Here is a 25337-nt window from a genome sequence, read left to right on the forward strand (position 1 = left end):
AAAAAACGGCCGATGAGGCGTTGCGACATACGCACGCTCTGTCGAAGCGCAATGTTGCCGGTCGTCCCGCGCTGTCGCAATTTGCGACAAGGTGTCGCGTTACATGATGGCGTCCGGGTCGATGGCGGTGAGCGCCGTGCGGGTACGGTCCACCAGGAAATCGGCGAACACGCGCACCTTGGCCGGCAGCAGGTTGCGGTGCGGATAGAGGACGGCCAGGGACACGGGTTCCGGCGGGGTGGCGGGCAGCACCGGTTCCAGGGCGCCGCTGCGCAGGTGTTCGGCCACCTCCCACAGGGGTTTCTGGACGATCCCCTGGCCGGCCAGCGCCCAGGCGGTGAGCACGTCGCCGTCGTCGGCGTCGATGCAGCCGGCGACCGCCAGTTTCATGGGGCCGTCCGGCCCGCTCAGCGTCCAGCGGTACTGCTGCGAGCCGGGAAAGCGCAGCAGCAGGCAGTTGTGGGCCAGCAGGTCTTCCGGCCGCTGCGGCCGGCCGCGGGCGTCCAGATAGGCGGGGGCGGCGCACAGCACCCGGCGCAGGTCGGCGATCTTGCGCACCACCAGACCGGAGTCCTTCAGCACGGCCATGCGGATGGCCACGTCCACGGCCTCGTGCAGCAGGTCGATGAGATGGTCCGACAGCCGCAACCGCACGTCCACCGCGGGATGGGCGGCGCGGAACTCCGGCACCAGGGGGGCCAGCAGACGGCGGCCGAAGCCCAGGGGCGCCGTCACCCGCAGGTTGCCGGCGGGCACCCCGGCCTCACCGGCGACGCTGCTCTGCGCCCGCTCCACGGCGTCCAGCACCTCCAGGCAATGCTCGTGGAAGACGGTGCCGGCCTCCGTCGCCCGCACCTGCCGGGTGGTGCGGTTGAGCAACCGGGTCCCCAGATGCTCCTCCAACTGCTGGATGCGGTGGCTGACCACCGCCGGCGACAGGCGCAGGCTCCGCCCGGCCGCCGACAGGCTGCCCAGTTCGACGACGCGCACGAAGATGCGCATGTTCTCCAGCAAGGCCATCCCATCCCCTCCGCCGGTCAGCGGAGGGCATTGGTGCACCGCACCGGGGTGCGGCGCAAGCCCGGCCGTATCAGGTGCCCGTCAGCAGGTCGCGCAGGGTCAGGGCCACCACCTCGGTCGCCCGGTACAGGTCGTCCAGGGGCAGGCGCTCGTCGGCGCGGTGGGCGTTGGCCTCCTCGATGCTGCGGGGGCCGGCGCCGTAGAGGACGATGGGCACCCCGGCGGCGGCGTAGTGGCGGGCGTCGGTGTAGAGCGGCACGCCGGTGGCCCCCACCGGCTCGCCCATCACGGCCGTGGCGTGGCGGCACAGCAGGGTCTCCAGCCGCTCGGTGCCGGCGACGGGCTTCAGCGGCTCGGCCAGCAGGATGCGGCGCACCGCCACCCGGGCGGCGGGGAAGGCGGCGGCCGCCCGCTCGATGACGCCGCGCAGCTCCGCCTCCACGGCGGCGCCGGTCTCCTCGGGGATCATGCGGCGGTCGAGGCGCAGGGTGATGCGGTCGGGCACCACGTTGGTGTTGATGCCGCCGCGGATCAGGCCGACGGTGAGCTGCGGCGTGCCGATGCCGGGGATGGCCGAGACGGTGCCGGCGTAGCCCTTGCGGTGGGCGTACAGGGCGGTCAGCACGTGGTTGGCGGCCTCCAGCGCGTCGATGCCGGTGGCGGGCAGGGCGGCGTGGGCGGACTTGCCGGTCACCTCCACCTCCAGGTGCAGGCAGCCGTTGTGCGCCGTCACCACCGCATAGGAGAAGCCGGCGGCGATGGCGAAGTCCGGCCGGGTGATCCCCTCCTCCAGCAGCCGGCGCGGGCCGATCTCGCCCCCCGTCTCCTCGTCGTAGGTCAGGTGCAGCTCCACCGTGCCGGCGGGCGGCACGGGCAGGCGCTCCAGGGCCAGCAGCGCCCAGGCGTAGGTGGCGAAGTCGGACTTGGACACCGCCGCGCCGCGCCCGTACATCCAGCCGTCGACGATCTCGGCGCCGTAGGGGTCGCGGGTCCACCCCTCGCCCGGCGGCACCACGTCGCCGTGGGCGTTCAGCGCCACCACCGGGCCGTCGCCGAAGCGCCGGCGCACCACCAGGTTGGTGGCGCTGATCATGCCGTTGGCCCGCGCCACGTCCGCCGGCACGGGATGACGCTCGACGGTGAAGCCCAGCTCCTCCAGCAGCGCCGCGGCGCGCTCGGCGTGGGCGGCGCAGTCGCCCGGCGGGTTGTCGGAGGGCACCCGGACCAGCTCCGCCAGGAAGCGGGTCTGCTCGGCGCGGTGGCCGTCCAGGAAGGCGCGGATGAGGGAGGCGCTGTCGTCGGTCATGACTCAGGTCCGTTCGAGGCCGGAGGGATCCAGGTGGCGAATGGTGTCGAGAAGGACGCGGACGGCCAGTCCGGCGTCGTCGGCGGTGATCGCTTCGGCGGGGTGGTGGCTGATGCCGCCGGCGCAGCGCACGAACAGCATCCCCACGGGGCAGAGGGCGGCCAGCGCCATGGCGTCGTGGCCGGCGCCGCTGGGCAGCCGGTGCGGCGGCACGCCGGCCCGTGCCGCCGCGGCCTCCAGCGCCGCGATCAGCGGCCCGGCGCAGGCGACGGCGGGGGCGTCGTGGGTGCGCTCCGCGTCGAAGCCGACCCCGCGCCGCGCCGCCACGGCGCGGCAGGCGGCCAGGATGTCCGCCGCCGCCGCGGCGCGGGCGTCGTCGCGCGGGGCGCGCACGTCGAGGGTGAAGCGCACCGCGCCGGGGATGACGTTCACCGCCCCCGGCACCGCCGCGATGCGGCCGACGGTGGCGACCAGATCCGGCTCGGCGGCGCCGCGCGCCTCCACCGCCAGCACCATCTCGGCGGCGGCGGCCAGCGCGTCGCGGCGCAGCCCCATGGGCACGGTTCCGGCGTGGCCGGCGGTGCCGGTCACCGTCAGCGCGAAGCGCGACGCGCCGTTGATGGCGGTGACCACGCCCAGCGGCAGCCCGGCCGCTTCCAGCACCGGCCCCTGCTCGATGTGGACCTCCAGGAAGGCCAGCACGTCGGCGCGCCGGCGTGCGACGGCGGCGAGGTCGCCGGTGCAGCCGAAGCGGCGCAGCGCCTCGCGCACGCTGATCCCGTCGGCGTCCACGGCGTCGAGGGCGGCGGGGTCGGCGGTGCCGGCGACGGCGCGGCTGCCGGTGAGGGTGACGGGGAAGCGCACTCCCTCCTCGTCGCCGAAGCCCAGCACCTCCACGGCGAAGGGCAGGCGCTCGCCGGCCCGGTGCAGTTCGGCCACCGCGGCGACGCCGGCCAGCACCCCGAGGTTGCCGTCGTACGCCCCCGCGTTGCGCACGGTGTCGATGTGGGAGCCGATCAGCAGCGCCGGCCGGCCGGGCTCCGCGCCCTCGTAGCGGCCGACGACCGTTCCCGCCCCGTCCAGCCGGACGGTCATGCCCGCCTCGCTCATCCACCCCGCCAGACGGTCGGCGGCGGCGCGGTGCGCGGGCGTCAGGTAGAGGCGCGTCAGCGCCCCGGCCTCTTCGGAAAAGGCCGCGAAGGCGTCCAGGCGCTCCATCAGCGCCCGGCCGATGGGATCGCCGCCGGTCATTGCGCCAGCGCCCGCAGGCGCAGCAGGGCGATGCGCTCCACCTCGTCCAGGGCGGTGGCAAACTCGGTGTCGGGGTCGTTGGCCACCCGGCGCTCGAAGGCGGCCAGGATCTCGTCGCGCCGCCGCCCCCGGACCGCCATGATGAAGGGGAAGCCGAAGCGCGCCCTGTAAGCGTCGTTCAGGGCGGTGAAGCGGGCGAACTCCTCGGGCGTGCAGCGGTCGAGCCCGGCCGACGCCTGTTCGGCCGTGGAGTCCGCGGTGAGGCCGCCGGCCACCGCCAGCCGCCCGGCCAGGTCGGGGTGCGCGTGCAGCACGGCCAGTTGCCGGTCCCGCCCGGCGGCGCGGAAGACGGCGCACATCGCCGCGTGCAGGGCGTCGGTGCCGTCACCGGCGGCCGGCGGGCCGGCGTCCCACACCGCCGCGGCAATCCATGGCGAATGCTCGAACACGCCGCCATAGGTGGCAAGAAAGCGTTCCCGGTCCATGCCGGCAGGGGTCGTCATCCGTGGGGCCTCCGCCAAAGGAAGACCCCACCATAGCCGGGACCGGCGGCGGACACCTTACGGAATGCTTTGAAACTGTTTTCTCGGGGATCAGGTCGCGCCGGAACGGACGAAGCGGGCGAAATCCCGATCCTCCACCAGGATGTGCTCGCGCATCCACAGCTTGACGAACTCCGCGACGACCAGCAGGGACGTGCGCTCCTGCGGCAGCCGGTCCAGCCGGGCCACCGTCGCGCGCAGCCCGGTGTGGAGCGTCCGGTGGCGGTCCAGACCGGTGTAGCCGAACCGGGCCATCGCCTCCTCCTCGTCGTGGAAGTGGAGGTCGGCGTAACGGATCAGGTCCCGCGCCATGCTGTCCAGAAGGTGGATCGACCCGCCCCGTTCCACGGCGTGCACGAAGTCCCCGTGCAGCGCGAACAGGCTGCGGTGCTGTTCGTCGATCCGTTCGATGCCGGTCTCGTAGGAGGGATGCCAGATCAGGCAGGCGGCCGGCGGCATGCCGGGCGGCCGGCGCAGGGGGGTGAAGGGACCGGGCTCCATGTCCGCGTCATGGCCCATCAACGGCTCCCGTCCGGGTTCAATAACGGCAAGCTGCATGGCTGACATCCATCCGAGACCCGCCCAAGAAGGAAAATATGCGCCTGATCTCGTTCCAAAACCATCATCCGTAAGAAGGAGAACGGCGCACACTGTCCCTTTGTATGCGGAGAAGGAGTGTCAGGGGCTGCGTTATGCTCTCACAGTGGCGTTTGAATTCTCTGCCCGATTGTGACGGTTTCTTCGTTTCCGGGCGGCGAATTTTTCTTCCGGCAACGCCGGGTGGCGATCCGGCGGGAACGCCGCCTTTCGGAAATTTTTGAAGCAGTTGGCGATCGCAGCCACCGTTCCGGCGCGTGCGGGGGGTGGTAGAAAGGAAAGGGACGGACGGGGAGCGAAGGGGGCGGCGATGGATGTGATGGCGGATGCGGCGGCGTGGGACTGGGTGAACTTCATGGTGCGCTGGCTGCACGTGGTGGCGGCCGTGGCCTGGATCGGCTCGTCCTTCTACTTTATCCACCTGGACGCCAGCCTGCGGCGGCGCGACCACCTGCCGGCCGGCACCGCCGGCGAGGCGTGGCAGATCCATGGCGGCGGCTTCTACAACATGGTGAAGTACACGGTGGCGCCGCCGCACCTGCCGGCGGAGCTGACCTGGTTCAAGTGGGAGGCCTACACCACCTGGATCAGCGGCTTCGCCCTGATGGTGGTGCTGTACTACCGCAGCGCCGACCTTCTGCTGGTCGACCCCGACGTGCTGGCGCTGGAACCCTGGCAGGCGGTGGCGATCTCCGTGGGTCTGCTGGTGCTGGGCTGGGTGGTGTACGACCGGATGTGCCGGTCGCCCCTGGGCCGCGACGACGGCCGGCTGGCGGCGGCGGGCTTCGTGTTCCTGGTGGCGACGGCCTGGGTGACGACGCAGGTGTTCAGCGGCCGCGGCGCCCTGTTGCAGATGGGAGCGCTGATCGGGACGATGATGGCGGCCAACGTGGCCATGGTCATCATTCCCAACCAGCGCCGCACCGTGGCGGCCATGCTGCGCGGCGAGGCGCCGGACCCGGCATTGGGCCGGGCGGCGAAGCAGCGCTCGCTGCACAACAACTACCTGACGCTGCCGGTCGTCTTCCTGATGATCTCCAACCACTACCCGCTGGCCTTCGCGACCCCGTACAACTGGGTGATCGTGGCGCTGGTGCTTGTCGTCGGGGCGGCCATCCGCCACTTCTTCAACAGCCGCCACGCCGGCAAGTCGACGCCCTGGTGGACCTGGGGCGTCGCCGTCGCCGGCATGGCCGCCGCCGCCTGGCTGGGCGGCGTCGGCCCGACCCGGCCGGTGCAGACGGCCGCGGCGTCCCCGGTGACCTTCGCCCACGTGGAGGAGATCGTCCTGTCCCGCTGCAGCATGTGCCACACCGCATCCCCCGTGTGGGAGGGCCTTCCCGCCGCCCCCCGCGGCGTCGTCCTCGACAGCCCCGAGGCGATCCGCCGCCACGCCGGCCCCATCGGCATCCACGCCGGCCTGAGCACGGCCATGCCTCCGGCCAACGTCACGCAGATGACCGATGCGGAGCGCCGCGTGCTCGCCCTGTGGGCGGCCGACCCCGCGGCGGTCCGGTGAGCGTGACCGGGACCGAGAACGGGGCGGGCAGCGCTCCGGCCGCCCTGCGCGGGCGCCTGCTCAGCATCACCGCTGACCCGGCGGGGCCGGGCGACACGCCCGGTTTCCTCTATCTGGAGGACGGGATGCTGCTGATGGCGGACGGGCGCATCACCGCCGTCGGCCCGGCGGACGCGATGGCGCGGCGGCTGCCGGCGGGGGCGGTGGTCGACCATTTCCCCGACGACCTGATCGTGCCGGGCTTCATCGACACCCACATCCATTTCCCGCAGACGCAGGTGATCGCCTCCTACGGCGCGCAGCTCCTGGACTGGCTCAACACCTACACGTTCCCCGCCGAACAGCGCTACGCCGACCCCGCCCGGGCCGCCGCCGACGCCCGCTTCTTCGTGGAGGAGCTGCTGCGCAACGGCACCACCACCGCCGTCTGCTACGGCTCTGTCCACCCGCAGTCGGTGGACGCGCTGTTCACGGCGGCCGAGGCGCGGGGCATGGGGCTGGTGGCGGGCAAGGTGATGATGGACCGCAACGCGCCCGCCGCCCTGACCGACACGGCCGAGCGCGGCTATGCCGAGAGCCGGGACCTGATCGCGCGCTGGCACGGGCGGGGGCGCCAGCGCTACGCGGTGACGCCGCGGTTCGCCATCACCTCCACCCCCGCCCAGCTCGACGCCGCCGGGGCGCTGCTGAAGGAGTTCCCGGACGTCCACCTGCAAACCCACCTGTCGGAGAACCCGGACGAGATCGCCGCCGTGCGCGCCCTGTTCCCCGCGGCGGCGAGCTACACCGACGTCTACGACCGCCACGGGCTGCTCGGCCCGCGCTCCCTGTTCGGCCATTGCCTGCACCTGGAGGAGGCGGAGCTGCGCCGCCTGTCCGAAACCGGATCGGTGGCGGTGTTCTGCCCCACGTCGAACCTGTTCATCGGCAGCGGCCTGTTCGATGCCGCGGCCATGGAGCGGCCCGACCGGCCGGTGCGCACGGCCCTGGCCACCGACGTGGGTGGCGGCACCTCCTATTCCATGTTGCGGACCGCGGCGGAGGCGTACAAGGTTCTGCAACTGCGCGGCCGGAACCTGCCCGCGCTCGCCGCCCTGCACCGGATGACGCGGGGTAACGCCGCGGCGCTCGGCCTGGAGGGGGAGGTGGGGGCGCTGGAGCCCGGGCGCTGGGCCGACGCGGTGGTGCTGGACGCCCGCGCCACCCCGGCCATGGCGCACCGGATGGCCGCCATCGACGGCGACCCGGAGGAGGAGCTGTTCGTGCTGATGACGCTCGGCGACGACCGGGCGGTGCGCGCCACCTACGTGCAGGGGCGCCGTGTTCACGACCGCGCGTCGGATTCCGCTCGCCACGCGGGCTGAAAACGTGGAAACTCGTCCGCATCGTGGAAGATGGCACCCGGGGAGGGGCGGACGATGGCGAAGGGTCGGCAGGCGGAGACGGTGCGCGCGCGCGTCAGGACGGTGGCGGAGCGCGGCGGTGCGGCGGACAAGGGCGCGGCGGCCGACAAGAGCGGCCAGGTGCAATCCCTGCAACGCGCGCTGGCCATCCTGCAAACCCTGGCCAACAGCCACGACGGCCTGACCCTGACCGAACTGTCGCAGACCGTGGGGCTCGCCCCCTCCACCACGCACCGGCTGCTGACCACGCTCCAGCAGCAGCAGTTCGCCCGGTTCGACCCCATCGGCAACGTCTGGCAGGTGGGGGTGGGGGCCTTCACCGTCGGCAACGCCTTCGTGCGCACCCGCGACGTGGCGCTGATGGCGCGGCCGGTCATGCGCCAGCTCATGGAGGACAGCGGGGAGACCGTGAACCTCTACGTGGAGGACGGCGGCGAGGCCATGTGCCTGACCCAGATCGAGTGCCGGCAGCTCATGCGCGCCATCGCCCGGCCGGGCGGCCGGGTGAAGATGCACTGCTCCTCGGTGGGCAAGGCGATCCTCGCCTGGCTGCCCGACCGCGACGTCACCAAGGTGCTGGAACGCCACGGCCTGCCGGCCTTCACCGAACACACCATCGCCACCCCGCGGGGCCTGCGCGACGATCTTGCCCGCATCCGCGCGCGCGGCTACGCGGTGGACGACGAGGAGCACGCGGTGGGTATGCGCTGCGTGGCCGCCCCCATCTTCGACGAACACGGCCGCCCCGGCGCCGCCATCTCCGTCTCCGGCCCCGCCGCCCGCATCGACGACGGCCGCCTGGCGCTCGTGGGCTCCCTGGTGGTGGAGGCGGCGCGCACGGTCACGCACGAGCTGGGCGGTCTGTCGGCGACCCGCGCCGCCTCGTAAGAGACGCTTCCGGTTCTATTTAACTCACCGGAAACAAATGATAAAACGCCGAAATTCCACATCACGAAAACGCTTCCATACCATCTTGCGCGATGCGCCCCTCCCGGCCTAGCCTTGTCGTCAGGACATCGCACAAAGGGAGGGACCAACGATGCCGAAGATGACCGCGATCGAAGCGGCGGTTCACGTCCTCGAAAAGGAAGGCGTCACGGTCTGCTTCGGGGTGCCCGGCGCCGCCATCAACCCCTTCTATTCCGCGCTGATGCGCAACGGCCGCATCGGTCACGTGCTGGGCCGCCACGTGGAAGGCGCCTCGCACATGGCGGAGGGCTACACCCGCACCCGGGCCGGCAACATCGGCGTGTGCGTCGGCACCTCCGGTCCCGCCGGCACCGACATGATCACCGGCCTCTATTCGGCCATGGCGGATTCCATCCCCATCCTGTGCATCACCGGCCAGGCGCCGCGCGCCCGCCTGCACAAGGAGGATTTCCAGGCCATCAACATCGCCGACATCGCCCGGCCGGTGACCAAGATGGCCACCACGGTGCTGGAACCGGCGCAGGTGCCCTACGTCTTCCAGCAGGCGTTCCACCTCATGCGCTCCGGCCGTCCCGGCCCGGTGCTGGTCGATCTGCCGCTCGACGTGCAACTGGCGGAGATCGAGTTCGATCCGGAGACCTACACGCCCCTGCCGGCCTTCAAGCCGGCGGCCAGCCGCGCCCAGATCGAGAAGGCGCTGACGATGCTGAACGCGTCGGAGCGGCCGCTGATCGTGGCCGGCGGCGGCATCATCAACGCCGACGCCGGCGACCGTCTGGTGGAGTTCGCCGAGCTGACCGGCATCCCCGTGATCCCGACCCTGATGGGCTGGGGCACCATCCCCGACGACCACCCGCTGATGGCCGGCATGGTGGGCCTGCAGACCTCGCACCGCTACGGCAACGCGACGATGCTGGAGTCCGACTTCGTGCTCGGCATCGGCAACCGCTGGGCCAACCGCCACACCGGCTCGGTCCCCGTCTACACCAAGGGCCGCACCTTCGTGCACGTGGACATCGAGCCGACCCAGATCGGGCGCGTGTTCATGCCCGACTTCGGCATCGTGTCGGACGCCGGCGCGGCGCTCGACCTGTTCATCGCCGTGGCGAAGGAGATGAAGGCCGCCGGCCGCCTGAAGGACCGCAGCGCCTGGGTGGCCGACTGCCAGCGCCGCAAGCGCACCATGCTGCGCCGCTCCGACTTCGACACCAAGCCGATCAAGCCGCAGCGCGTCTATCAGGAGATGAACCGCGTCTTCGGCCGCGACACCCGCTACGTCTCCACCATCGGCCTGTCGCAGATCGCCGGCGCCCAGTTCCTGCACGTCTACAAGCCGCGCCACTGGATCAACTGCGGCCAGGCGGGGCCGCTGGGCTGGACGCTGCCGGCGGCGCTCGGCGTGCGCGCCGCCGATCCCGACTGCGACATCGTTGCCCTGTCGGGCGACTACGACTTCCAGTTCCTGATCGAGGAACTGGCGGTGGGCGCCCAGTTCAACCTGCCCTACGTGCACGTGCTGGTGAACAACTCCTACCTCGGCCTGATCCGGCAGGCGCAGCGCGCCTTCCAGATGGACTTCCAGGTCCAGCTCTCGTTCGAGAACATCAACGCGCCGGAGGTGAACGGCTACGGCGTCGATCACGTCAAGGTGGTGGAGGGGCTGGGCTGCAAGGCCATCCGCGTTACCGACCCCGACGACCTCGGCGCCGCCTTCGCGAAGGCGAAGGCATGGACGAAGGAGTTCCGGGTGCCGGTGGTGGTCGAAGTGATCCTGGAGCGGGTGACCAACATCGCCATGGGCACCGAGATCGACAACGTCACCGAGTTCGAGGAGGTGCTCGACATCTCCGAACCCCGGCCCGAGACCGTGCTGGTGTAACATCCGGCCCCGCGGGGACCGGCAGCCAAGAACCTTCAGGGAGAACGAACGATGGCGAAATTCGCAGCCAACCTGTCGATGCTCTACACCGACATCGACTTCCTCGACCGCTTCGATGCGGCGGCGAAGGACGGCTTCACCGGGGTCGAGTACCTGTTCCCCTACGCCTTCGCCAAAGAGGACCTGGTGGAGCGCCTGCGGCGCAACGGGCTGACGCAGGTGCTGCACAACCTTCCCGCCGGCGACTGGGACAAGGGCGAGCGCGGCATCGCCTGCCTGCCCGACCGCGTCGAGGAGTTCCGGGAGGGCGTGGACCGCGCCATCGCGTACGCCACGGCGCTCGGCTGCACGCAGGTCAACTGCCTGGCCGGCAAGGCACCCGAGGGCGTGTCCGCCGACACGGCCATGCAGACCTTCGTCGACAACCTGAAGTTCGCGGCGCCGCGCCTCCGGGACGCCGGCATCCGCCTGCTGGTGGAGCCGATCAACACCCGCGACATTCCCGGCTTCTTCCTGAACACCTCGCGACAGGCGGAACGGGTGCTGGACGCCGTCGGCTCCGATAACCTGTTCATTCAGTACGACGTCTATCACATGCAGATCATGGAAGGGGACCTGATCCCGACCATCCAGCGTCTGCTGGCGAAGATCGCCCACGTGCAGATCGCCGACAATCCCGGGCGCAACGAGCCGGGGACCGGCGAGATCAACTATCCCAACATCTTCGCGGCGCTCGACCGGCTGGGCTATCAGGGCTGGATCGGCTGCGAGTACAAGCCGGCGGGCAAGACCACCGACGGTCTCGGCTGGTACGCTCCCTACTGCATCAAGCCCGAGCCGGTCGCCTGATACGGCCGGAAAAAGATCCGTTCCGTTGGTTTCCAGCCGTGAAGCCCGACAGATCAATGCTTTGCATTGATCGATCGGGTCATACCGACAGCCGACAATCGATATTTGCGGAGGAGAGACGCTATGAAGGTGGGATTCATCGGCCTCGGCATCATGGGCCGCCCCATGGCCGGTCACCTGATTAACGGTGGCCACACCCTGTTCGCCTACGACATCAACCCGGTCCCGGCGGATCTGGTGGCGGCCGGCGCCACCGCGTGCACCAGCGGCCGCGACGTGGCGGAGAAGGCGGACGTCATCATCACCATGGTGCCCGACACCCCCCATGTGGAGGCGGCGCTGTTCGGTGAGAACGGCGTGGCAGCGGGCCTGACGGCCGGCAAGACCGTGGTCGACATGTCCTCGATCTCGCCCATCGCCACCAAGGGCTTCGCCAGGCGCATCAACGAGCTGGGCTGCGACTACCTGGACGCCCCGGTGTCGGGCGGCGAGGTGGGGGCGAAGGCGGCGTCGCTGACCATCATGGTCGGCGGCCCGGACGCCGCCTTCGAAAAGGTGAAGCCCCTGTTCGAGCTGATGGGCAAGAACATCACGCTCGTCGGCGGCAACGGCGACGGCCAGACCACCAAGGTCGCCAACCAGATCATCGTCGCGCTGAACATCGAGGCGGTGGCCGAGGCCCTGCTGTTCGCCTCCAAGGCCGGTGCCGATCCGGCCAAGGTGCGCCAGGCGCTGATGGGTGGGTTCGCCAACTCCCGCGTGCTGGAGGTGCACGGGGAGCGCATGGTGAAGCGCACCTTCAACCCCGGCTTCCGCATCGAGCTGCACCAGAAGGACCTGAACCTGGCTCTGTCCGGTGCCCGCGCGCTGGGCCTCAGCCTGCCCAACACGGCGACGGCGCAGGAGCTGTTCAACGCCTGCGCGGCCAACGGCGGCAGCGGCTGGGACCATTCCGCCATGGTCCGCGCCCTGGAGATGCTGGCCAACCACGAAGTCGCCCCGACGCCGCAGGCGGTGGCGGCGGAGTAAGCTGTCCTCAGCCTCCTCCCCCGCCCGGAGGCGGGGGAGGGCCATCGAAGCGAACGGAGGCACCCATGGAAACCCCCCGGCACCTGCTGGAAGCCATGTTCCGGGCCGCGGTGGATGCGGCGCTGCCGGCGGTCTGCGTGCCGCCGCACCTGCCGGCCCCGCCGAAGGGGCGCACCGTGGTGGTGGGGGCCGGCAAGGCCGCGGCGTCCATGGCGAAGGCGGTGGAGGACCACTGGCCGGGTGACCTCGGCGGCCTGGTGGTGACCCGCTACGGCCACGGCGTGGCGACGGAACGGATCGCGGTGGTCGAAGCCTCCCACCCCGTGCCCGACGCGGCCGGCGAGGCGGCGGCGCGGCGCATCCTGGAGACGGTCGGCGGCCTCGGCCCCGACGATCTGGTGCTGTGCCTGATCTCGGGCGGCGGCTCGGCCCTGCTGGCGGCGCCGGCGGCGGGGCTGACGGTGGCCGACAAGCAGACGGTGGCCAGGGCCCTGCTGCGCTCGGGCGCCGACATCACCGAGATGAACTGCGTGCGCAAGCACCTGTCGGCGGTCAAGGGCGGCCGGCTGGCCCTGGCGGCGCACCCGGCGCGGGTGGTGTCGCTGGTGATCTCCGACGTGCCCGGCGACGATCTGTCGGTCATCGCCTCGGGCCCCACGGTCGCCGATCCCACCAGCTTCGCCGACGCCCGCGCGGTGATCGCCAAGTACGCCATCGACCTGCCGCCCGCCGTCAAGGCCCACCTGGAGCGCGGCGAGGGCGAGACGCCCAAGCCCGGCGACCCGCGGCTGGCCGGCGCGCAGACCCTTCTGGTGGCCACGCCGCAGGCGTCCCTGGAGGCCGCTGCGGCGGTGGCGCGCGCGGCCGGGGTGACGCCGCTGATCCTCGGCGATTCCATCGAGGGGGAGGCGCGCGAGGTGGCCCGGGTGCACGCCGCCATCGCCCGCCAGGCGGCGCGCTTCGGCCAGCCGGCGGCGGCGCCGTGCGTGATCCTGTCCGGCGGCGAGACGACGGTGACCGTGCGCGGCACGGGCCGCGGCGGGCGCAACGCGGAGTTCCTGCTGGCCCTGGCGGTGGCGCTGGACAGCGCGCCGTCGGTGTGGGCGGTGGCGGCGGACACCGACGGCATCGACGGCACCGAGGACAACGCCGGCGCCATCCTCACCCCCGACACCCTGGCCCGCGCCGCGGCGGCGGGGGTGCGGGCGAAGGAGCGGCTGGCCGACAACGACGGCTATTCGTTCTTCCGCAGCGTCGGCGACCTCCTGGTCACCGGGCCGACGCTCACCAACGTCAACGATTTCCGCGCGATCCTGATCGACGCGCCGTAACCAGCAGGAGGGAACACCCGTGAAGATCGCGCAGAACCGCTTCCGCCGCGGCCTGGAGGCCGGAGAGGTGCAGATCGGCCTTTGGTCGATCCTGTCCAGCCACCTGACCGTCGAGATCCTGGCCGGCGCCGGGTTCGACTGGCTGGTGCTCGACACCGAGCACGCCCCCAACGAACTGCCGATGGTGCTGAGCCAGCTTCAGGCCTGCGCCGCCGGCGGCCCGGCCCACCCGGTGGTGCGGGTGCCGTGGAACGACATGGTCACCATCAAGCGCTACCTGGATATCGGCGTGCAGTCCTTGCTCATCCCCTACGTGGAGACCGCGCAGGACGCGGCCAACGCCGTCTCCTACACCCGCTACCCGCCCAAGGGGCTGCGCGGCTTCTCCGCGGCGCCGCGGGCCAACGGCTTCGGGCGCGTGAAGGACTATTGCGCGGTCTGCGACGACGAGATGGCGGTGCTGGTCCAGATCGAAACGCGCAAGGGCCTGGACAACATCGAGGCGATCGCCGCGGTCGACGGCGTGACCGGCCTGTTCATCGGTCCCGGCGACCTGTCGGCCGCGTTGGGCCACGTCGGCAACCCGAAGCACCCGGAGGTGCTGGAGGCCATCGACGACGCCATCGCCCGCATCCGCGCCGCCGGCAAGCCCGCGGGCATCCTGACCCCCGACGCGGCGCTGGCCCGGCGCTACATCGAACTGGGCTGCACCTACGTCGCCGTCGGCTCCGACGTGGGCATCCTCGCCCGCACCGCGGAGGCGCTGGCGACCTCCTTCAAGGGGGCGGCGACCGCGGCCCCGTAGCGCCGGAGGGACGTCAGGCCGCCGGTTCCTGCACCCGGCAGGGGCGGTCGTCGCGGCGCAGCAGGTCGCAGGCTTCCCGGGCCGCCGCGGCGTCGCCGTCGACCTCCATCACCACGGCGAAGCGGCCGGTGGCGGGATCGGGGGTGACCCGCGGCGCCGTCGCGGCGACGCGGTGGAAGGCGCCGGGGCGGGTGCGCTGCGCGTGCATCAGGTCGATGACCGCGCCCAGGCGCGAGGCGTAGCTGCCGACCACCACCGTGGGCTTGCCGGCGGCCGTGACGGCGGGACCGGGAGCGGTGGCGGCTGCCGGAACCGCCGCCACCGCCACGGGCGGCCCGCCTAGCGTGGCGTCGTCCAGCGCCACCAGCCCGCCCTCCGGCCCGATGGTGACGGTGCGGCGATAGGCGGCGGTGACGCCCCGGCGCGCCGCGGCGTCGGCGTCCAGCTCCACCGTGTAGCTGCCGACGGGCACGGCGGTGAAGACGTAGACGCCGTCGAAGGCGGTGCGCTCGGTGGCCGCCACCGTGCCGTCGGCGGCGACCAGGCGGACCGGCACGCCGCGCAGGGGCTGGGCGATGCCGCCGGCGTCGGCGGCGAGGATGCGGCCCTCCACCTCGCCCGCCATGATCACGGGGATGTCCACGGGGTGCAGCACGCCCGGCCGCGGCACCACCGACCAGCCGCGGGTGGCCGGCTGCAGATAGGGATCGCCCAGGCTGCCGGGGTCGATCAGCACGTCGGTGGGCACATGGGACGGCAGGCCCCCCAGCACCGCCACGCCGCGGGCGTCGGTGGTGGCGATGGCGCCGGTCTGGCGGGCCATGACCATGGCGCCCTCGACCGGGCGCCCGCCGGGGGCGCCGCCGGGCAGGTCCTCGAACACGCGCACCGACACCCCGCCGCTGTCCGGCAGGGAGGAGCTGGCGAACATCATCCCGCCGTAGCGCGGCTCGCGCCGGATGGCGGTGGTCAGCTCCACCAGCGCTTCGACCCGACCGTCGCTGCCCACCAGCACGCGCGGCCCGATGGCGGCGCGGCCGAGGTCCCAGCTCAACCGCGCCCCGGCGGTGTTGGTGTCGGTGCGGGCGTAGCGGGCGGCGCTGACCTCCCCCCACACCCCGGACGCCAGGGGGGCGCTCACGGCGATCTCGGCGGCGGTCAGGCGCGGCGGGTCGCGGCCGTCGGCGGCGCCGCGGCCGCCGACGCCGATGTGGCCGTCCAGGCCGGCGCGCGCGATGACGCGCACCCCGCCCAGGCCGCTGTAGGCGGTGGCCGTCCCGCTGACCCGCGTCTCGTCGCCGGCGGCGGTCTCGCGCCGCTCCACCAGGCCGCTGACCGACAGGGCGCTGACGCCGGCCCCGATCCCCAGCCGCGCCCCCAGCGCGGTGGCGGGCGTCGCTCCCGGCCCCCACAGCCGGTCGCCGCTGAGCGCGTAGCCGAGGCGCACCGACCCGTCCAGCAGCAGGTCGCGGTGGAGCGACAGGCCGATGCGGTACTGCCGGCCGGAGCCGCCGGTGTGGTCGGCCAGATCCCCCAGGACGCGCTGGGTCACGCGCACGGCGTGGCCCAGCAGGTCGGTCTGCACCGTGCCGTCCAGCGCCCAGCCGCCGCTGCCGTCGACCACCCCGTTGAAGGCGCCCAGCACGCCGTACGCCTGCGCCGCGACGCCGCCGACGGCGTAGGTGACGCGGCCCCGGCCGGGATCGACGGTGGTGATGCCGGCGTTCAGCGACAGGTTCTCCGACACGCCGTAGGACAGGCCGGCGGCGGCGCGCAGCGTGCCGGTCGTCGGCGTCTCCACCAGCCGGCGGTCGTAGAAGGGCTGGTCCTTCTGGCTGAGCGTCACGTCGTAGATCAGTTGGCCCGGCGCCGCCAGGCCCAGGCCGATGGGGATGGAGCGCACCTCCTCCCGCCGCTGCCCCTGCGGCCCCAGCAGGACGATGCGGAAGTCGTTGCGGCCGAGGAAGACGTCCACGTTCTCGAAGCGGTAGCGCCCGTCGGGGCCGACCCGGCGGGAGGCGATGAGGGTGCCGTTGCGGTACAGCTCGGCGTCCCAGTCGGCCGGCGCGTCGCCGACGAAATCGGTGGTGTCGTAGGTGGCGGTGAAGCCCAGCGGCCGGTTGGTGATGCGCGCCCCGCGCTCGTAGCGGCCGCCGCCGATCACCGGCAGCGTCGCCGTCGGCACCTCGCCCGCCTCCATCAGGGTGGCGCCGGCGGGCAGGCGGCCGTCGGGATCGAAGCGGCGCAGCGTCACCCGCGCCGTGTCCAGCCACGCCCCGTCGCGCACGCTGGTGTCGCCGGCGGCGTGGACGGAGGCGTTGCCGTACAGCAGGTCGCCGGTGCCGACGACGCCGTAACGCACGCCGGTGCGCGCCACGCCGTCCGCATCGCGCGACCAGCGCGGCCCCGCCGTGGCGTCGATGGCGGGCCAGGTCAGCGGCTCGTACCCGGCGGCGTGGCGCGGCAGCGGCGGCCCGGCGGCGCGCGCGAGGTCGGTGCGCGACAGGCGCTGCTGGCGGGCCAGGCGCTCCTGCACCGGCAGCGGCTCGGCCGGGTCGAGGGTCACGGCCAGGTCGCGCAGATCGGGGGTGAAGGCGATGCCGAACCAGGTGCGCAGCATCCGGGTCGGCACGAACACGTCCACGTCGTCGCGCACCACGGCGTCCCGCGGCACCAGGAAGCGGCGCCCGCCCGCCACCGCCTCCTCCGCCGCGAGGTCGAGGCGGAACGGCCGGTCCTCGCGCACGAACCAGCCCGCGGCGGTGCCGGCCCGGCCGTCCACGTCGATGGGGAAATCGACGGCCGCCGCGAACTCCCCCAGCGCCAGCAGCACGTCGTCGCCCCGCTTGATGCCCGCCACCCCGTCGGCCAGCACCATCCCCTGAAGCCGCAGGGCCAGCAGCAGCACCTCCCCGTCGGGGATGCCGCCATCGTGGTCCGCCGGAGCGGGCGGCGGGTTTGCGGCGGCAGGGGCGGGGGCGGGGGATGCGGCGGGGGCCGGTGCGGGGACCGCCGGTACCGTCTCCGGCGCCCCGTAGACGCGCCGCGCCCGGTCCAGGAAGCGGCGCAGCGCCTCCTCCTCGTCGGCGCGCCGGTGCGGGGGTGCGGCGGGGACGGGCTCGTCGGGCAGGCGGGCGACCCGCATCACCGGCACCACCACCCACGCGCGCCCGGCGCTGCCCGGCTCCGTCATCTCCGCCAGGTCCCAGCGCGCCGCCCGCGCGTCGACGAGCCAGCCCGCCCCGCCGGCCGCCGCCGCCGCCAGGACCAAGCCCCCCGCCGCCCATCGCATCCCGCGTCCCGCCACGCCCGGCACCCAACAGGTGAAAGCGGTGCAGGATGATCGCGCGGTGGTGAAGAAGTGGTTTCTTCGGGGGTTACGCCACCCGCCGGCCCGCCATCCGCCGACCCAGCACGCCGTGCACCGGGCCCAGCAGGATGGCCAGCGCCATCAGCACGCCGCTGACCACGGCGATCATGCCGCTGGCCGCCAGCGCCCGGTCGACGCCCAGCCACAGCGGGGCGAAGGCGGCCAGGGCGTAGCCGCCGAGTGCGGCGACGGCGGCGAAGGCGAGGCTGAGCGCGATCTGCACCCCCAGCCGGTCGGTCAGCATGCGCGCCGCCGCCGCCGGGCAGATGAACATGGCGATCACCAGGATGGAGCCCACCGCCTCGAACGCCGCCACCGCCACCGCACCCACCAGCACCATCAGCCCCAGGTTGATCATGCCCGCCGGGAAGCCCAGTGTCGTCGCCAGCTCCGGGTCGAAGGAGGCGAGCGTCAGCTCCTTGCGGAAGGCGAAGACGGCCAGGGCGGTGACCGCCAGCACGCCGGCCAGCACCACCACCTCGCGGGGCAGCGCCGCCAGTGCGGCGGGGTCGAGCAGCGACTCCGGCCCGGCCGCCGCCAGCCACAGGATGCCCTCCAACTGGCCGTAGAGGATGCAGTCGGCGTCGAGGTCGACGTTCTGCGCGGCCGCCTGCTCCATCATCACGACGCCGGCGGCGAACATGACGGAGAAGACCACGCCCATGGCGGTGCCCGACTCCAGCCGGCCGTAGCGGCGCACCAGCTCGATCAGCACCACCGCCACCAGGGCGGCGGCGATGGCGCCGGCGAACAGCGGCCCGGCCGCCCGGGTGCCCGCCAGCAGGAAGGCGCCGACGATCCCCGGCAGCACCGCGTGGGAGATGGCGTCGCCCATCAGGCTCTGCCGCCGCAGCACCAGGAAGTTGCCGAGCAGGGCGCAGGCCATGGTGGCGAACAGGGCCGCCAGCATGGCGGGCAGGTCGAGCTGAAGGAAGGTCTGCATGGGCGGCACCCTCCGTCCGGTCAGGCGTGCAGGCTGCGCGGCACGCCGCGCAGGCGGGGCAGCCGGCCGATGGTGGCCAGCCGGGCCTCCAGCTCCGCCACCAGGGCGCCATCAAGCACATGCTCCACCAGGTCGGCGGAGCGGTCCACATGGGTGGGGGCGAGGTGGGCGAAGTTCACCAGATACTCCTCCCACAGGCGGTGGTTGCGGGTCAGCCGCCACGCCTCCTCCTGCCCCGCCGGCGTCAGGGCGACGGCGGCGGCGTCGCGGCGCAGCAGGCCGCGGCGGCGCAGATCGGCCAGCACCAGCGCCCGGCGCAGCGGCGGCCAGGAGCGGGCGATGCGCAGATCGGCAAGGTCCGCCGGCGCCCCGGTCGGGCGCTGGGCCGCCTCCGCCGCCTCGAACAGGGCGCGCAGCAGGTGCTGGCCCTCCACGCTCACCCGCAGGCGCAGGTGGCGCCACGCCGCGGCGGCGACGCCGCGCCGCGGGGCGAGGAACAGGCTGACCAGGAACAGCGCCCCCGCCACCAGCACGATGATGCCGCCGGCGGGAAAGCGCGGCAGCAGGGCCGACAGGGCGGTGCCGACATAGCCGCTGGCCATGCCGAAGCCGGCGGCGATAACCACCATGGTGCCCAGCCGGTCGGTCCAGAAGCGCGCCGCCGCCGCCGGCACGATGATCAGGGCGATCACCAGGATCAGCCCCACCGCCTGCAACCCCACCACCGTGACCACCACCACCAGGGTCATCATGGCCAGGTCGATCAGCCCGACCGGCCAGCCCTGAGCGGCGGCGAAGCCGGGATCGAAGCAGACCGCCCGGAATTCCTTGTACAGCAGGGCGGTGGCCAGCACCGCACCGGTGGCGACGGCGGCGATCAGCAGGGCGTCGCCGGCGCTCATGGCGGCGGCCCGGCCGTAGATGAAGGTGGCGATGCCACCCTCCGCCCCGGTGCCCAGCGTCTGGACGTACGAGAGGATCACGGCGCCCAGGCCGAAGAAGACGCTGAGCACGGCGCCCATGGCGGCGTCCTCGGGCAGGCGGGAATGGCGCACGATCAGGTGGACCACCAGCACCCCGGCCACCCCCGCCGCGGTGGCGCCGGTCAGCAGCACCGGCAGGCTGCGGCCCTCGCCGCCCAGGGCCGTCGCCGCCAGGAAGGCCAGGCCGATGCCCGGCAGGGTGGCGTGGCTCAGGGTGTCACTCATCATCGCGCGCTTGCGCAGCACGGTGAAGCTGCCGACCACCCCGGCCGCCAGCCCCAGCAGCGCCACCCCGATCATCACCACCGCCGTGTTGTAGCCGGCGCGCAGGGTGAGGACGTCCAGCACCTGCGCCGCGGTTGGCCAGACGGTGCCGCTCATCGCCCGGCCTCCGCGCGGGCCAGCGCCGCCGCCGCGTCGTCCAGCAGGGCCAGCCGGCCGCCGTAGGTGCGTTGCAGGTTGGCGGCGGTGACCGTGGCGGCGGCCGGCCCGGCGGCCACCACCCGGCCGTTCAGCAGCAGCACATGGTCGAAATAGTCGGTGACCGTTTGCAGGTCGTGGTGGACCACCACCACGCTGCGCCCGCCGTCGCGCAGCGTGCGCAGCACGTCGACGATGGCGGTTTCGGTGGCGGCGTCGACACCGGCGAACGGCTCGTCCATGAAGTAGAGGTCGGCCTCCTGCGCCAGCGCGCGGGCCAGGAAGACGCGCTGCTGCTGGCCGCCGGAGAGCTGGCTGATCTGGCGGTCGGCGAAGTCCGCCATGCCCACCTTGTCGAGGCAGGCGCGCGCCGCCGCACGGTCGGCCGCACCGACCCGGCGCAGCCAGCCGATGCGGCCGTAGCGCCCCATGGCCACCACGTCCAGGGCCGACACGGGGAAGTCCCAGTCCACGCTGCCCCGCTGGGGCACGTAGCCGACCCGTCGCCGCACCCGCGCCAGCGGCCGTCCCCAGAACTCCACCGCGCCCGAGGCGGCGGGCACCAGCCCCAGCACCGCCTTGATGAAGGTGGACTTGCCGGCGCCGTTGGGGCCGACGATGGCGGTCAGGGCCCCGGCCGGCAGGTCGTACTCCACATCCCACAGCACCGGCTTGCGGTTGTAGGCCACCGTCAGGCTGTGCACCGACAGCGGGCTGTCCGCGCTGTGCTCCGGCCGGCCGGCCAGCGACGCGGCCTCGGCCGAGGCGTAGGGAAGGATGGAGGAGAGCCGCATGGGAGAACCCCCTTATTGCGCCTGCGCGAGCCGGCCGTCCAGCCCGCGTTCCGGCGCATCGCCGCCCAGGGCGCGGGCGATGGTTGTGACGTTGTGGTCGATCATGCCGACGTAGGTGCCCTCGTAGGTGCCGGGGGGACCCATGGCGTCGGAATACAGCTCGCCGCCGACCGCCACCGTGTGGCCGCGTGCCGCCGCGCCGGCGACCAGCGCCCGCACGGACCGGTCGGGGATGGTGGATTCCACGAACACTGCGGGGATGCGGCGCTCCACCAGCAGGCCGACGATGCTCTCGACGGCCTGCAACCCCGCCTCGGACTCGGTGGACAGGCCCTGGATGCCGACCACCTCGAAGCCGTAGGCGCGGCCGAAATAGCCGAAGGCGTCGTGGGCGGTGACCAGCACCCGCCGCTGCGGCGGCACGCTGTCCAGCACGTCTTTGGAATAGGCGTGCAGGCGGTCCAGGTCGGCGTGATAGCCGTCGGCGCCGGCGCGGTACGCCGGTTCCCCGGCGGGGTCGCGCGCGACCAGCGCGTCGCGCACCACCGTCAGCGCGCCGGCCCAGGCGGTGGGGTCCATCCAGACGTGGGGGTCGTAGTGGCCGTCGGCACCGTCGGGTTCCAGAAGACGCTCCTCGCCGATCAGTTCGGTCACCGCGTGGACGGGCTTGCCGGAGGTGGCGACGCGCACGAAGGCGTCGGTCATGCGACCCTCCAACAGCAGCCCGTTGTAGAAGATCACGTCGGCCCGCAGCATCGCCGCCATATCGGTGCGCGTGGCCCGGTAGAGGTGCGGGTCGACCCCCGCCCCCATGAGCTGCACCACCTCCGCCCGCTCCCCGGCGACGGCGCGGACCAGGTCGGCGATCATGCCCGTGGTGGCCACCACCCGCAGCGGTTCCGCGGCGGTCGCCGGGCCCGGCATCACCAGCCGGCCGGCGACGGGCAGCAGCGCCAGCGCGCCCAGCGCCCCCAGAAGCCGTCGGCGTCCCGTTGCCATCGCTCGTTCTCCCCTGGCCGTTCATCCCGCCTGAACCACATGGAATAGCCATGGCTAAATTCAAGCGCATGGGCTGCACTGTGTGGCGGATTCTGCACCGCGGAAACATCGGGGCCAGCGGTGCAAAGATTATTGCCTTGGCTATGAAACCGAAGTGCGCTACCGCTGTACGGTCTTTCCATGGGATCGGCGGGCAGGGGAGGGGTGCGGGTGAACGAGACCGAGGCCGACGACGAGGTCCGGGCGGAGAGCTTCCGCCAGGCGCGCAGCGCCCGCCGGCTGGAACTGGTGGAGGACTACCTGGAACTCATCGCCGACCTGATCGACGACCACGGCGAGGCCCGGCAGGTGGACATCGCCGCGCGCCTCGGCGTGGCCCAGCCCACGGTGGCCAAGATGCTGCGCCGCCTGTCGAAGGACGGCTTCATCACGCAACGCCCTTACCGCGGCGTCTTCCTGACCGAGGAGGGCCGCGCCGTCGCCGAGCGCAGCCGCACCCGTCACCGCATCGTCGAAGCCTTCCTGTGCGCCGTCGGCGTCAGCCCGGAAACCGCCCGCCTCGACGCGGAGGGCATCGAGCACCACGTCAGCGCCGAGACGCTGGAGGTGTTCGAACGCTTCCTGGAGCGCGCGGCGGACGCGTAGGAGCGGTGGCGCACCGGGCGGTGGTTGCCTGAAACGATCGGACCCGCCCCGCGCAATTTGCACGTATGCGAATCTGATACAAAATGCCGTATGACGCTGATTCTGTCAAAAAGAGACGGAAGGTCACGGGAAAGCCGATAAATTCGGTCGATTCACGGAATATTGACGCTTTAGATTTTTCTTTTTTTCCGATGTGCCCATGACATTGGCGCATAGCTGCACGTACAGTTGATGCTTTTTCATCGGCTATACTTTTAACGCTGCATTAATGGTATCGGCATCCTTATGTCTGCATACGTGGGTATGCCCAGTGTGTGCGGTGCAGAGGGGTGGCTATGAACTTCCGGGATGTGAGGATCGTCAACAAGGTGCTGGCGGTGATCGGGCTGATGGCCCTGCTCTCCGCGGCGTTGACCGGAACGGCGCTGGTCAAGATGCGCGGCATCGACCGGAGCTACTCGGAGGCCCTCGACGGGCCGGCCACGGCTTCGACGTGGCTGGCACGGGCCAACTCTCTGCTCAACGCCGGGGCCCGCGACGTCAACGTCATGGTGCTGGAGAACGACGAGGCGGCGATCCGCGCGGCGGTGACCGAGTTCGAGAACGATGCCCGCGGCATTCTGGAACGGCTGGACACGGTGGTGGCCGCCCTGCCGTCGGTGCGGCCGGAGGTGGAAGCCCTGCGGTCGCGGATCGAGGGGCTGTTCGCCGTCGCAGGCGAGGTCAGGGCGGAGGCGATCCGCAACAACGATGACGCCGCCCACAAGATCATTACGGACCGCTTCGACCCTCTGTACATGGAGGTGCGCACCCGGTTCCGCGGGCTGATCGAGGAGGTGGATGCCCGGGTACAGGCGGCGTCGGAGGGGGCGACGGCGGACACCCTGGCGGCCATCACCTGGATGCTCGTCGCCGCGGCCGTCGGACTGACCGCCTGCTTCGCCATCGCCATCGTGCTGACCCGCCGCACCGTTTCCGGCCCGGTGGAGCGGTTGACCGTCTCCATGGATGCGCTGGCCGGTGGCCGGCTCGACATCGCCGTGGAGGGGCAGGACCGCCGCGACGAGATCGGCGGCATGGCCAGGGCGTTGCAGGTCTTCAAGGACAACGCCGCCGAACGGGTCCGGCTGGAAGCCGAGCAGGCGGCCGAGCGCGTGGCCAGGGAGAAGCGCACCGCCGCCATGGAGCGCCTGATCGGCGCGTTCGACCGGTCCGCGTCGGGCGTGCTGGGCGCCGTGGCGTCGGCGTCCACCGAACTCAGCCACACGGCCGAGAGCATGGCCGCACTGGCGGAACAGACGAACCGGCAGGCGTCGGCGTCCGCGGCGGCGGCCGAGCAGACCTCGGCCAACGTCCAGACCGTGGCGTCGGCGACCGAGGAGATGTCCGCGTCCATTCAGGAGATCGGGCGGCAGGTCGCCCGCTCCACCGAGATCGCATCGAAGGCGAGCCGGGAGGCGGAGCACACCACGGAGTCGGTGCGCAGCCTGGCGGACGCGGCCCAGCGGATCGGCGACGTGGTGCGGCTGATCCAGGACATCGCGAGCCAGACCAACCTGCTGGCGCTCAACGCCACCATCGAGGCGGCGCGGGCCGGCGAGGCGGGCAAGGGCTTCGCCGTGGTGGCCAGCGAGGTCAAGGCGCTGGCCAACCAGACCGGCAAGGCCACCGAGGACATCGCCGCTCAGATCGCGGCGGTGCAGACCGCCACGCAGGGCACGGTGGCGGCGATCGAGGGGATCGGCGCCACCATCGGTTCCATCAACGAGATCGCCTCGACCATCGCCGCGGCCATCGAGGAGCAGAACGCCACCACCGGCGAGATCACCCGCAACGTGCAGCAGGCGGCCCGGGGGACCGAGGAGGTGAGCGGCAACGTGGTGCAGGTCAGCGACGCGGCGACGCGCACCGGCACGGCGGCCACACAGGTGCTGGGCGCCTCCAACGAGCTGTCGCAGCAGGCCGAGACGCTGCGCCGCGACGTGGAGCGCTTCCTGGCCGACATCCGCGCCGCCTGACCCGGCGCTTGCGGCAACCGATAATCGCTCATCTGATGGCGGTTATCGTCGTATTGAACGTGTAACCGTCATTATGTTGACGTTTAGCCTGATGGGCCCCGGGGACGTGGCGCGCGCCGTGGCGGACAGGGCGCGGGCGCGCAGGCTGGCCCCTGGCCAGACCCGGGCGGAGGCGGCGGAGCGGAGCGGCATCGGGCTGTCGTCGCTGCGCCGCTTCGAGTCCACCGGCAGGATCGCCTTCGACGCCCTCGTCCGCCTGGCGTTCGTGCTCGACTCGGTCGAGCACGTCGCCGGCCTCTTTCCGGAGCCGGAGTTCCGCACCCGGACGAGGTGGTGTCGCGGCCGCAGCGCCGGCGCGGCCGGCGGACGAAGGGTGAGCTGCGGTGAGGCGTGCTACCCTCCTGAGGGTGTCGCTGCCCCCGGGACGCGGACGATGAGGAGCCGGTCGGGCGTCTGGCCGTGCGCGACGGCACGGTGTACTTCGAATTCGATGACGCGTTCATTGTCTCGGAACGCCTGCTGTCCCTGGCGTTGAAGAGCTGTTCGTAGCAGTCATACGGTTCCCGCCTGAAGGCTTCAGAGGCTGTTCGTAGATGTTATGCGCTGAGATCCTGGGCAGTGAGCCGCTTCAGACGCCGAGCAAGGATTGAGACGAAGGCGATCTCGATGGACGCGACGAGGTGCTCCTTCGTCCGCTCGACGAT

The 25337-nt window shown here is 72.3% G+C and carries 20 protein-coding genes; 10 read left to right on the top strand and 10 right to left on the bottom strand.

Annotation, left to right across the window (positions count from 1 at the left end; genetic code table 11):
- Positions 1-99: 99 nt before the first annotated feature.
- The 5 genes from G472_RS0123025 to G472_RS0123045 form a co-directional block, all read right to left on the bottom strand.
- Positions 100-1020: a LysR family transcriptional regulator gene (locus G472_RS0123025; RefSeq protein ID WP_029010255.1), complete on the bottom strand. Its 921-nt coding sequence runs from the start codon at positions 1018-1020 to the stop codon at positions 100-102.
- 70 nt (positions 1021-1090) lie between these two features.
- A complete protein-coding gene (locus G472_RS0123030; RefSeq protein WP_029010256.1) occupies positions 1091-2326 on the bottom strand; it encodes a M20/M25/M40 family metallo-hydrolase in 1236 nt (411 codons plus the stop codon).
- A 3-nt stretch (positions 2327-2329) separates the two neighbouring features.
- On the bottom strand, positions 2330-3577 hold the full coding sequence (locus G472_RS0123035) for an allantoate amidohydrolase (RefSeq protein ID WP_029010257.1): 1248 nt from the start codon (positions 3575-3577) through the stop codon (positions 2330-2332).
- On the bottom strand, positions 3574-4080 hold the full coding sequence (uraD, locus tag G472_RS0123040; RefSeq protein WP_029010258.1) for a 2-oxo-4-hydroxy-4-carboxy-5-ureidoimidazoline decarboxylase: 507 nt from the start codon (positions 4078-4080) through the stop codon (positions 3574-3576). The genes G472_RS0123035 and uraD overlap by 4 nt, the downstream gene beginning before the upstream one ends.
- Before the next feature lie 90 nt (positions 4081-4170).
- The gene (locus G472_RS0123045; protein ID WP_029010259.1) at positions 4171-4638 is read right to left on the bottom strand and encodes a bacteriohemerythrin; all 468 of its coding nucleotides are present in this window, start codon (positions 4636-4638) and stop codon (positions 4171-4173) included.
- 388 nt (positions 4639-5026) lie between these two features.
- Between G472_RS0123045 and G472_RS0123050 the strand changes: the two genes are divergently transcribed.
- The 8 genes from G472_RS0123050 (at position 5027) to G472_RS0123085 (ending at position 14461) form a co-directional block, all read left to right on the top strand.
- Positions 5027-6235: a urate hydroxylase PuuD gene (locus G472_RS0123050; protein WP_029010260.1), complete on the top strand. Its 1209-nt coding sequence runs from the start codon at positions 5027-5029 to the stop codon at positions 6233-6235.
- Positions 6236-6237: 2 nt separating this feature from the next.
- A complete protein-coding gene (gene guaD, locus G472_RS35140) occupies positions 6238-7599 on the top strand; it encodes a guanine deaminase (protein ID WP_051341177.1) in 1362 nt (453 codons plus the stop codon).
- 54 nt (positions 7600-7653) lie between these two features.
- Positions 7654-8526 carry an IclR family transcriptional regulator domain-containing protein gene (locus G472_RS35145; protein WP_051341173.1) on the top strand — a complete coding sequence of 291 codons (873 nt, stop codon included), beginning with the start codon at positions 7654-7656 and terminating at the stop codon, positions 8524-8526.
- A 151-nt stretch (positions 8527-8677) separates the two neighbouring features.
- Positions 8678-10447, top strand: coding sequence for a glyoxylate carboligase (gcl, locus tag G472_RS0123065; RefSeq protein WP_029010261.1), 1770 nt, complete (start codon positions 8678-8680; stop codon positions 10445-10447).
- Between the two features lie 51 nt (positions 10448-10498).
- Positions 10499-11296 (top strand): hydroxypyruvate isomerase, encoded by a 798-nt coding sequence (gene hyi / locus G472_RS35150; RefSeq protein ID WP_051341174.1) that lies wholly within the window; start codon positions 10499-10501, stop codon positions 11294-11296.
- A gap of 123 nt (positions 11297-11419) precedes the next feature.
- Positions 11420-12325, top strand: a complete 906-nt coding sequence (gene glxR, locus G472_RS0123075; RefSeq protein WP_029010262.1) for a 2-hydroxy-3-oxopropionate reductase — start codon at positions 11420-11422, stop codon at positions 12323-12325.
- A gap of 65 nt (positions 12326-12390) precedes the next feature.
- Positions 12391-13656, top strand: a complete 1266-nt coding sequence (locus tag G472_RS0123080) for a glycerate kinase type-2 family protein (RefSeq protein WP_029010263.1) — start codon at positions 12391-12393, stop codon at positions 13654-13656.
- A gap of 19 nt (positions 13657-13675) precedes the next feature.
- The gene (locus G472_RS0123085; protein ID WP_029010264.1) at positions 13676-14461 is read left to right on the top strand and encodes an HpcH/HpaI aldolase family protein; all 786 of its coding nucleotides are present in this window, start codon (positions 13676-13678) and stop codon (positions 14459-14461) included.
- Between the two features lie 13 nt (positions 14462-14474).
- Here the strand turns inward: G472_RS0123085 and G472_RS0123090 are convergent, their stop codons facing one another.
- The 5 genes from G472_RS0123090 to G472_RS0123110 all read right to left on the bottom strand — a co-directional run bounded on the left by G472_RS0123090 (position 14475) and on the right by G472_RS0123110 (position 21970).
- Positions 14475-17753: a hypothetical protein gene (locus G472_RS0123090; RefSeq protein ID WP_156927228.1), complete on the bottom strand. Its 3279-nt coding sequence runs from the start codon at positions 17751-17753 to the stop codon at positions 14475-14477.
- 85 nt (positions 17754-17838) lie between these two features.
- Complete coding sequence (locus tag G472_RS0123095) at positions 17839-18774, bottom strand: metal ABC transporter permease (protein WP_029010266.1); 936 nt, start codon at positions 18772-18774, stop codon at positions 17839-17841.
- Between the two features lie 20 nt (positions 18775-18794).
- Positions 18795-20138, bottom strand: coding sequence for a metal ABC transporter permease (locus G472_RS0123100; protein ID WP_029010267.1), 1344 nt, complete (start codon positions 20136-20138; stop codon positions 18795-18797).
- Positions 20135-20971 carry a metal ABC transporter ATP-binding protein gene (locus tag G472_RS0123105; RefSeq protein WP_084536864.1) on the bottom strand — a complete coding sequence of 279 codons (837 nt, stop codon included), beginning with the start codon at positions 20969-20971 and terminating at the stop codon, positions 20135-20137. Before G472_RS0123105 ends, G472_RS0123100 begins: the two co-directional genes overlap by 4 nt.
- 12 nt (positions 20972-20983) lie before the next feature.
- Positions 20984-21970, bottom strand: coding sequence for a metal ABC transporter solute-binding protein, Zn/Mn family (locus G472_RS0123110; protein WP_029010269.1), 987 nt, complete (start codon positions 21968-21970; stop codon positions 20984-20986).
- A 210-nt stretch (positions 21971-22180) separates the two neighbouring features.
- Here G472_RS0123110 and mntR point away from each other — a divergent pair, with 210 nt between their 5' ends.
- Complete coding sequence (gene mntR, locus G472_RS0123115) at positions 22181-22615, top strand: manganese-binding transcriptional regulator MntR (protein WP_245593562.1); 435 nt, start codon at positions 22181-22183, stop codon at positions 22613-22615.
- Between the two features lie 335 nt (positions 22616-22950).
- On the top strand, positions 22951-24633 hold the full coding sequence (locus tag G472_RS0123120) for a methyl-accepting chemotaxis protein (RefSeq protein WP_035693508.1): 1683 nt from the start codon (positions 22951-22953) through the stop codon (positions 24631-24633).
- Positions 24634-25337: the final 704 nt, after the last annotated feature.

Origin of the sequence: Azospirillum halopraeferens DSM 3675 (assembly GCF_000429625.1) — a bacterium.
GTDB lineage: Bacteria > Pseudomonadota > Alphaproteobacteria > Azospirillales > Azospirillaceae > Azospirillum > Azospirillum halopraeferens.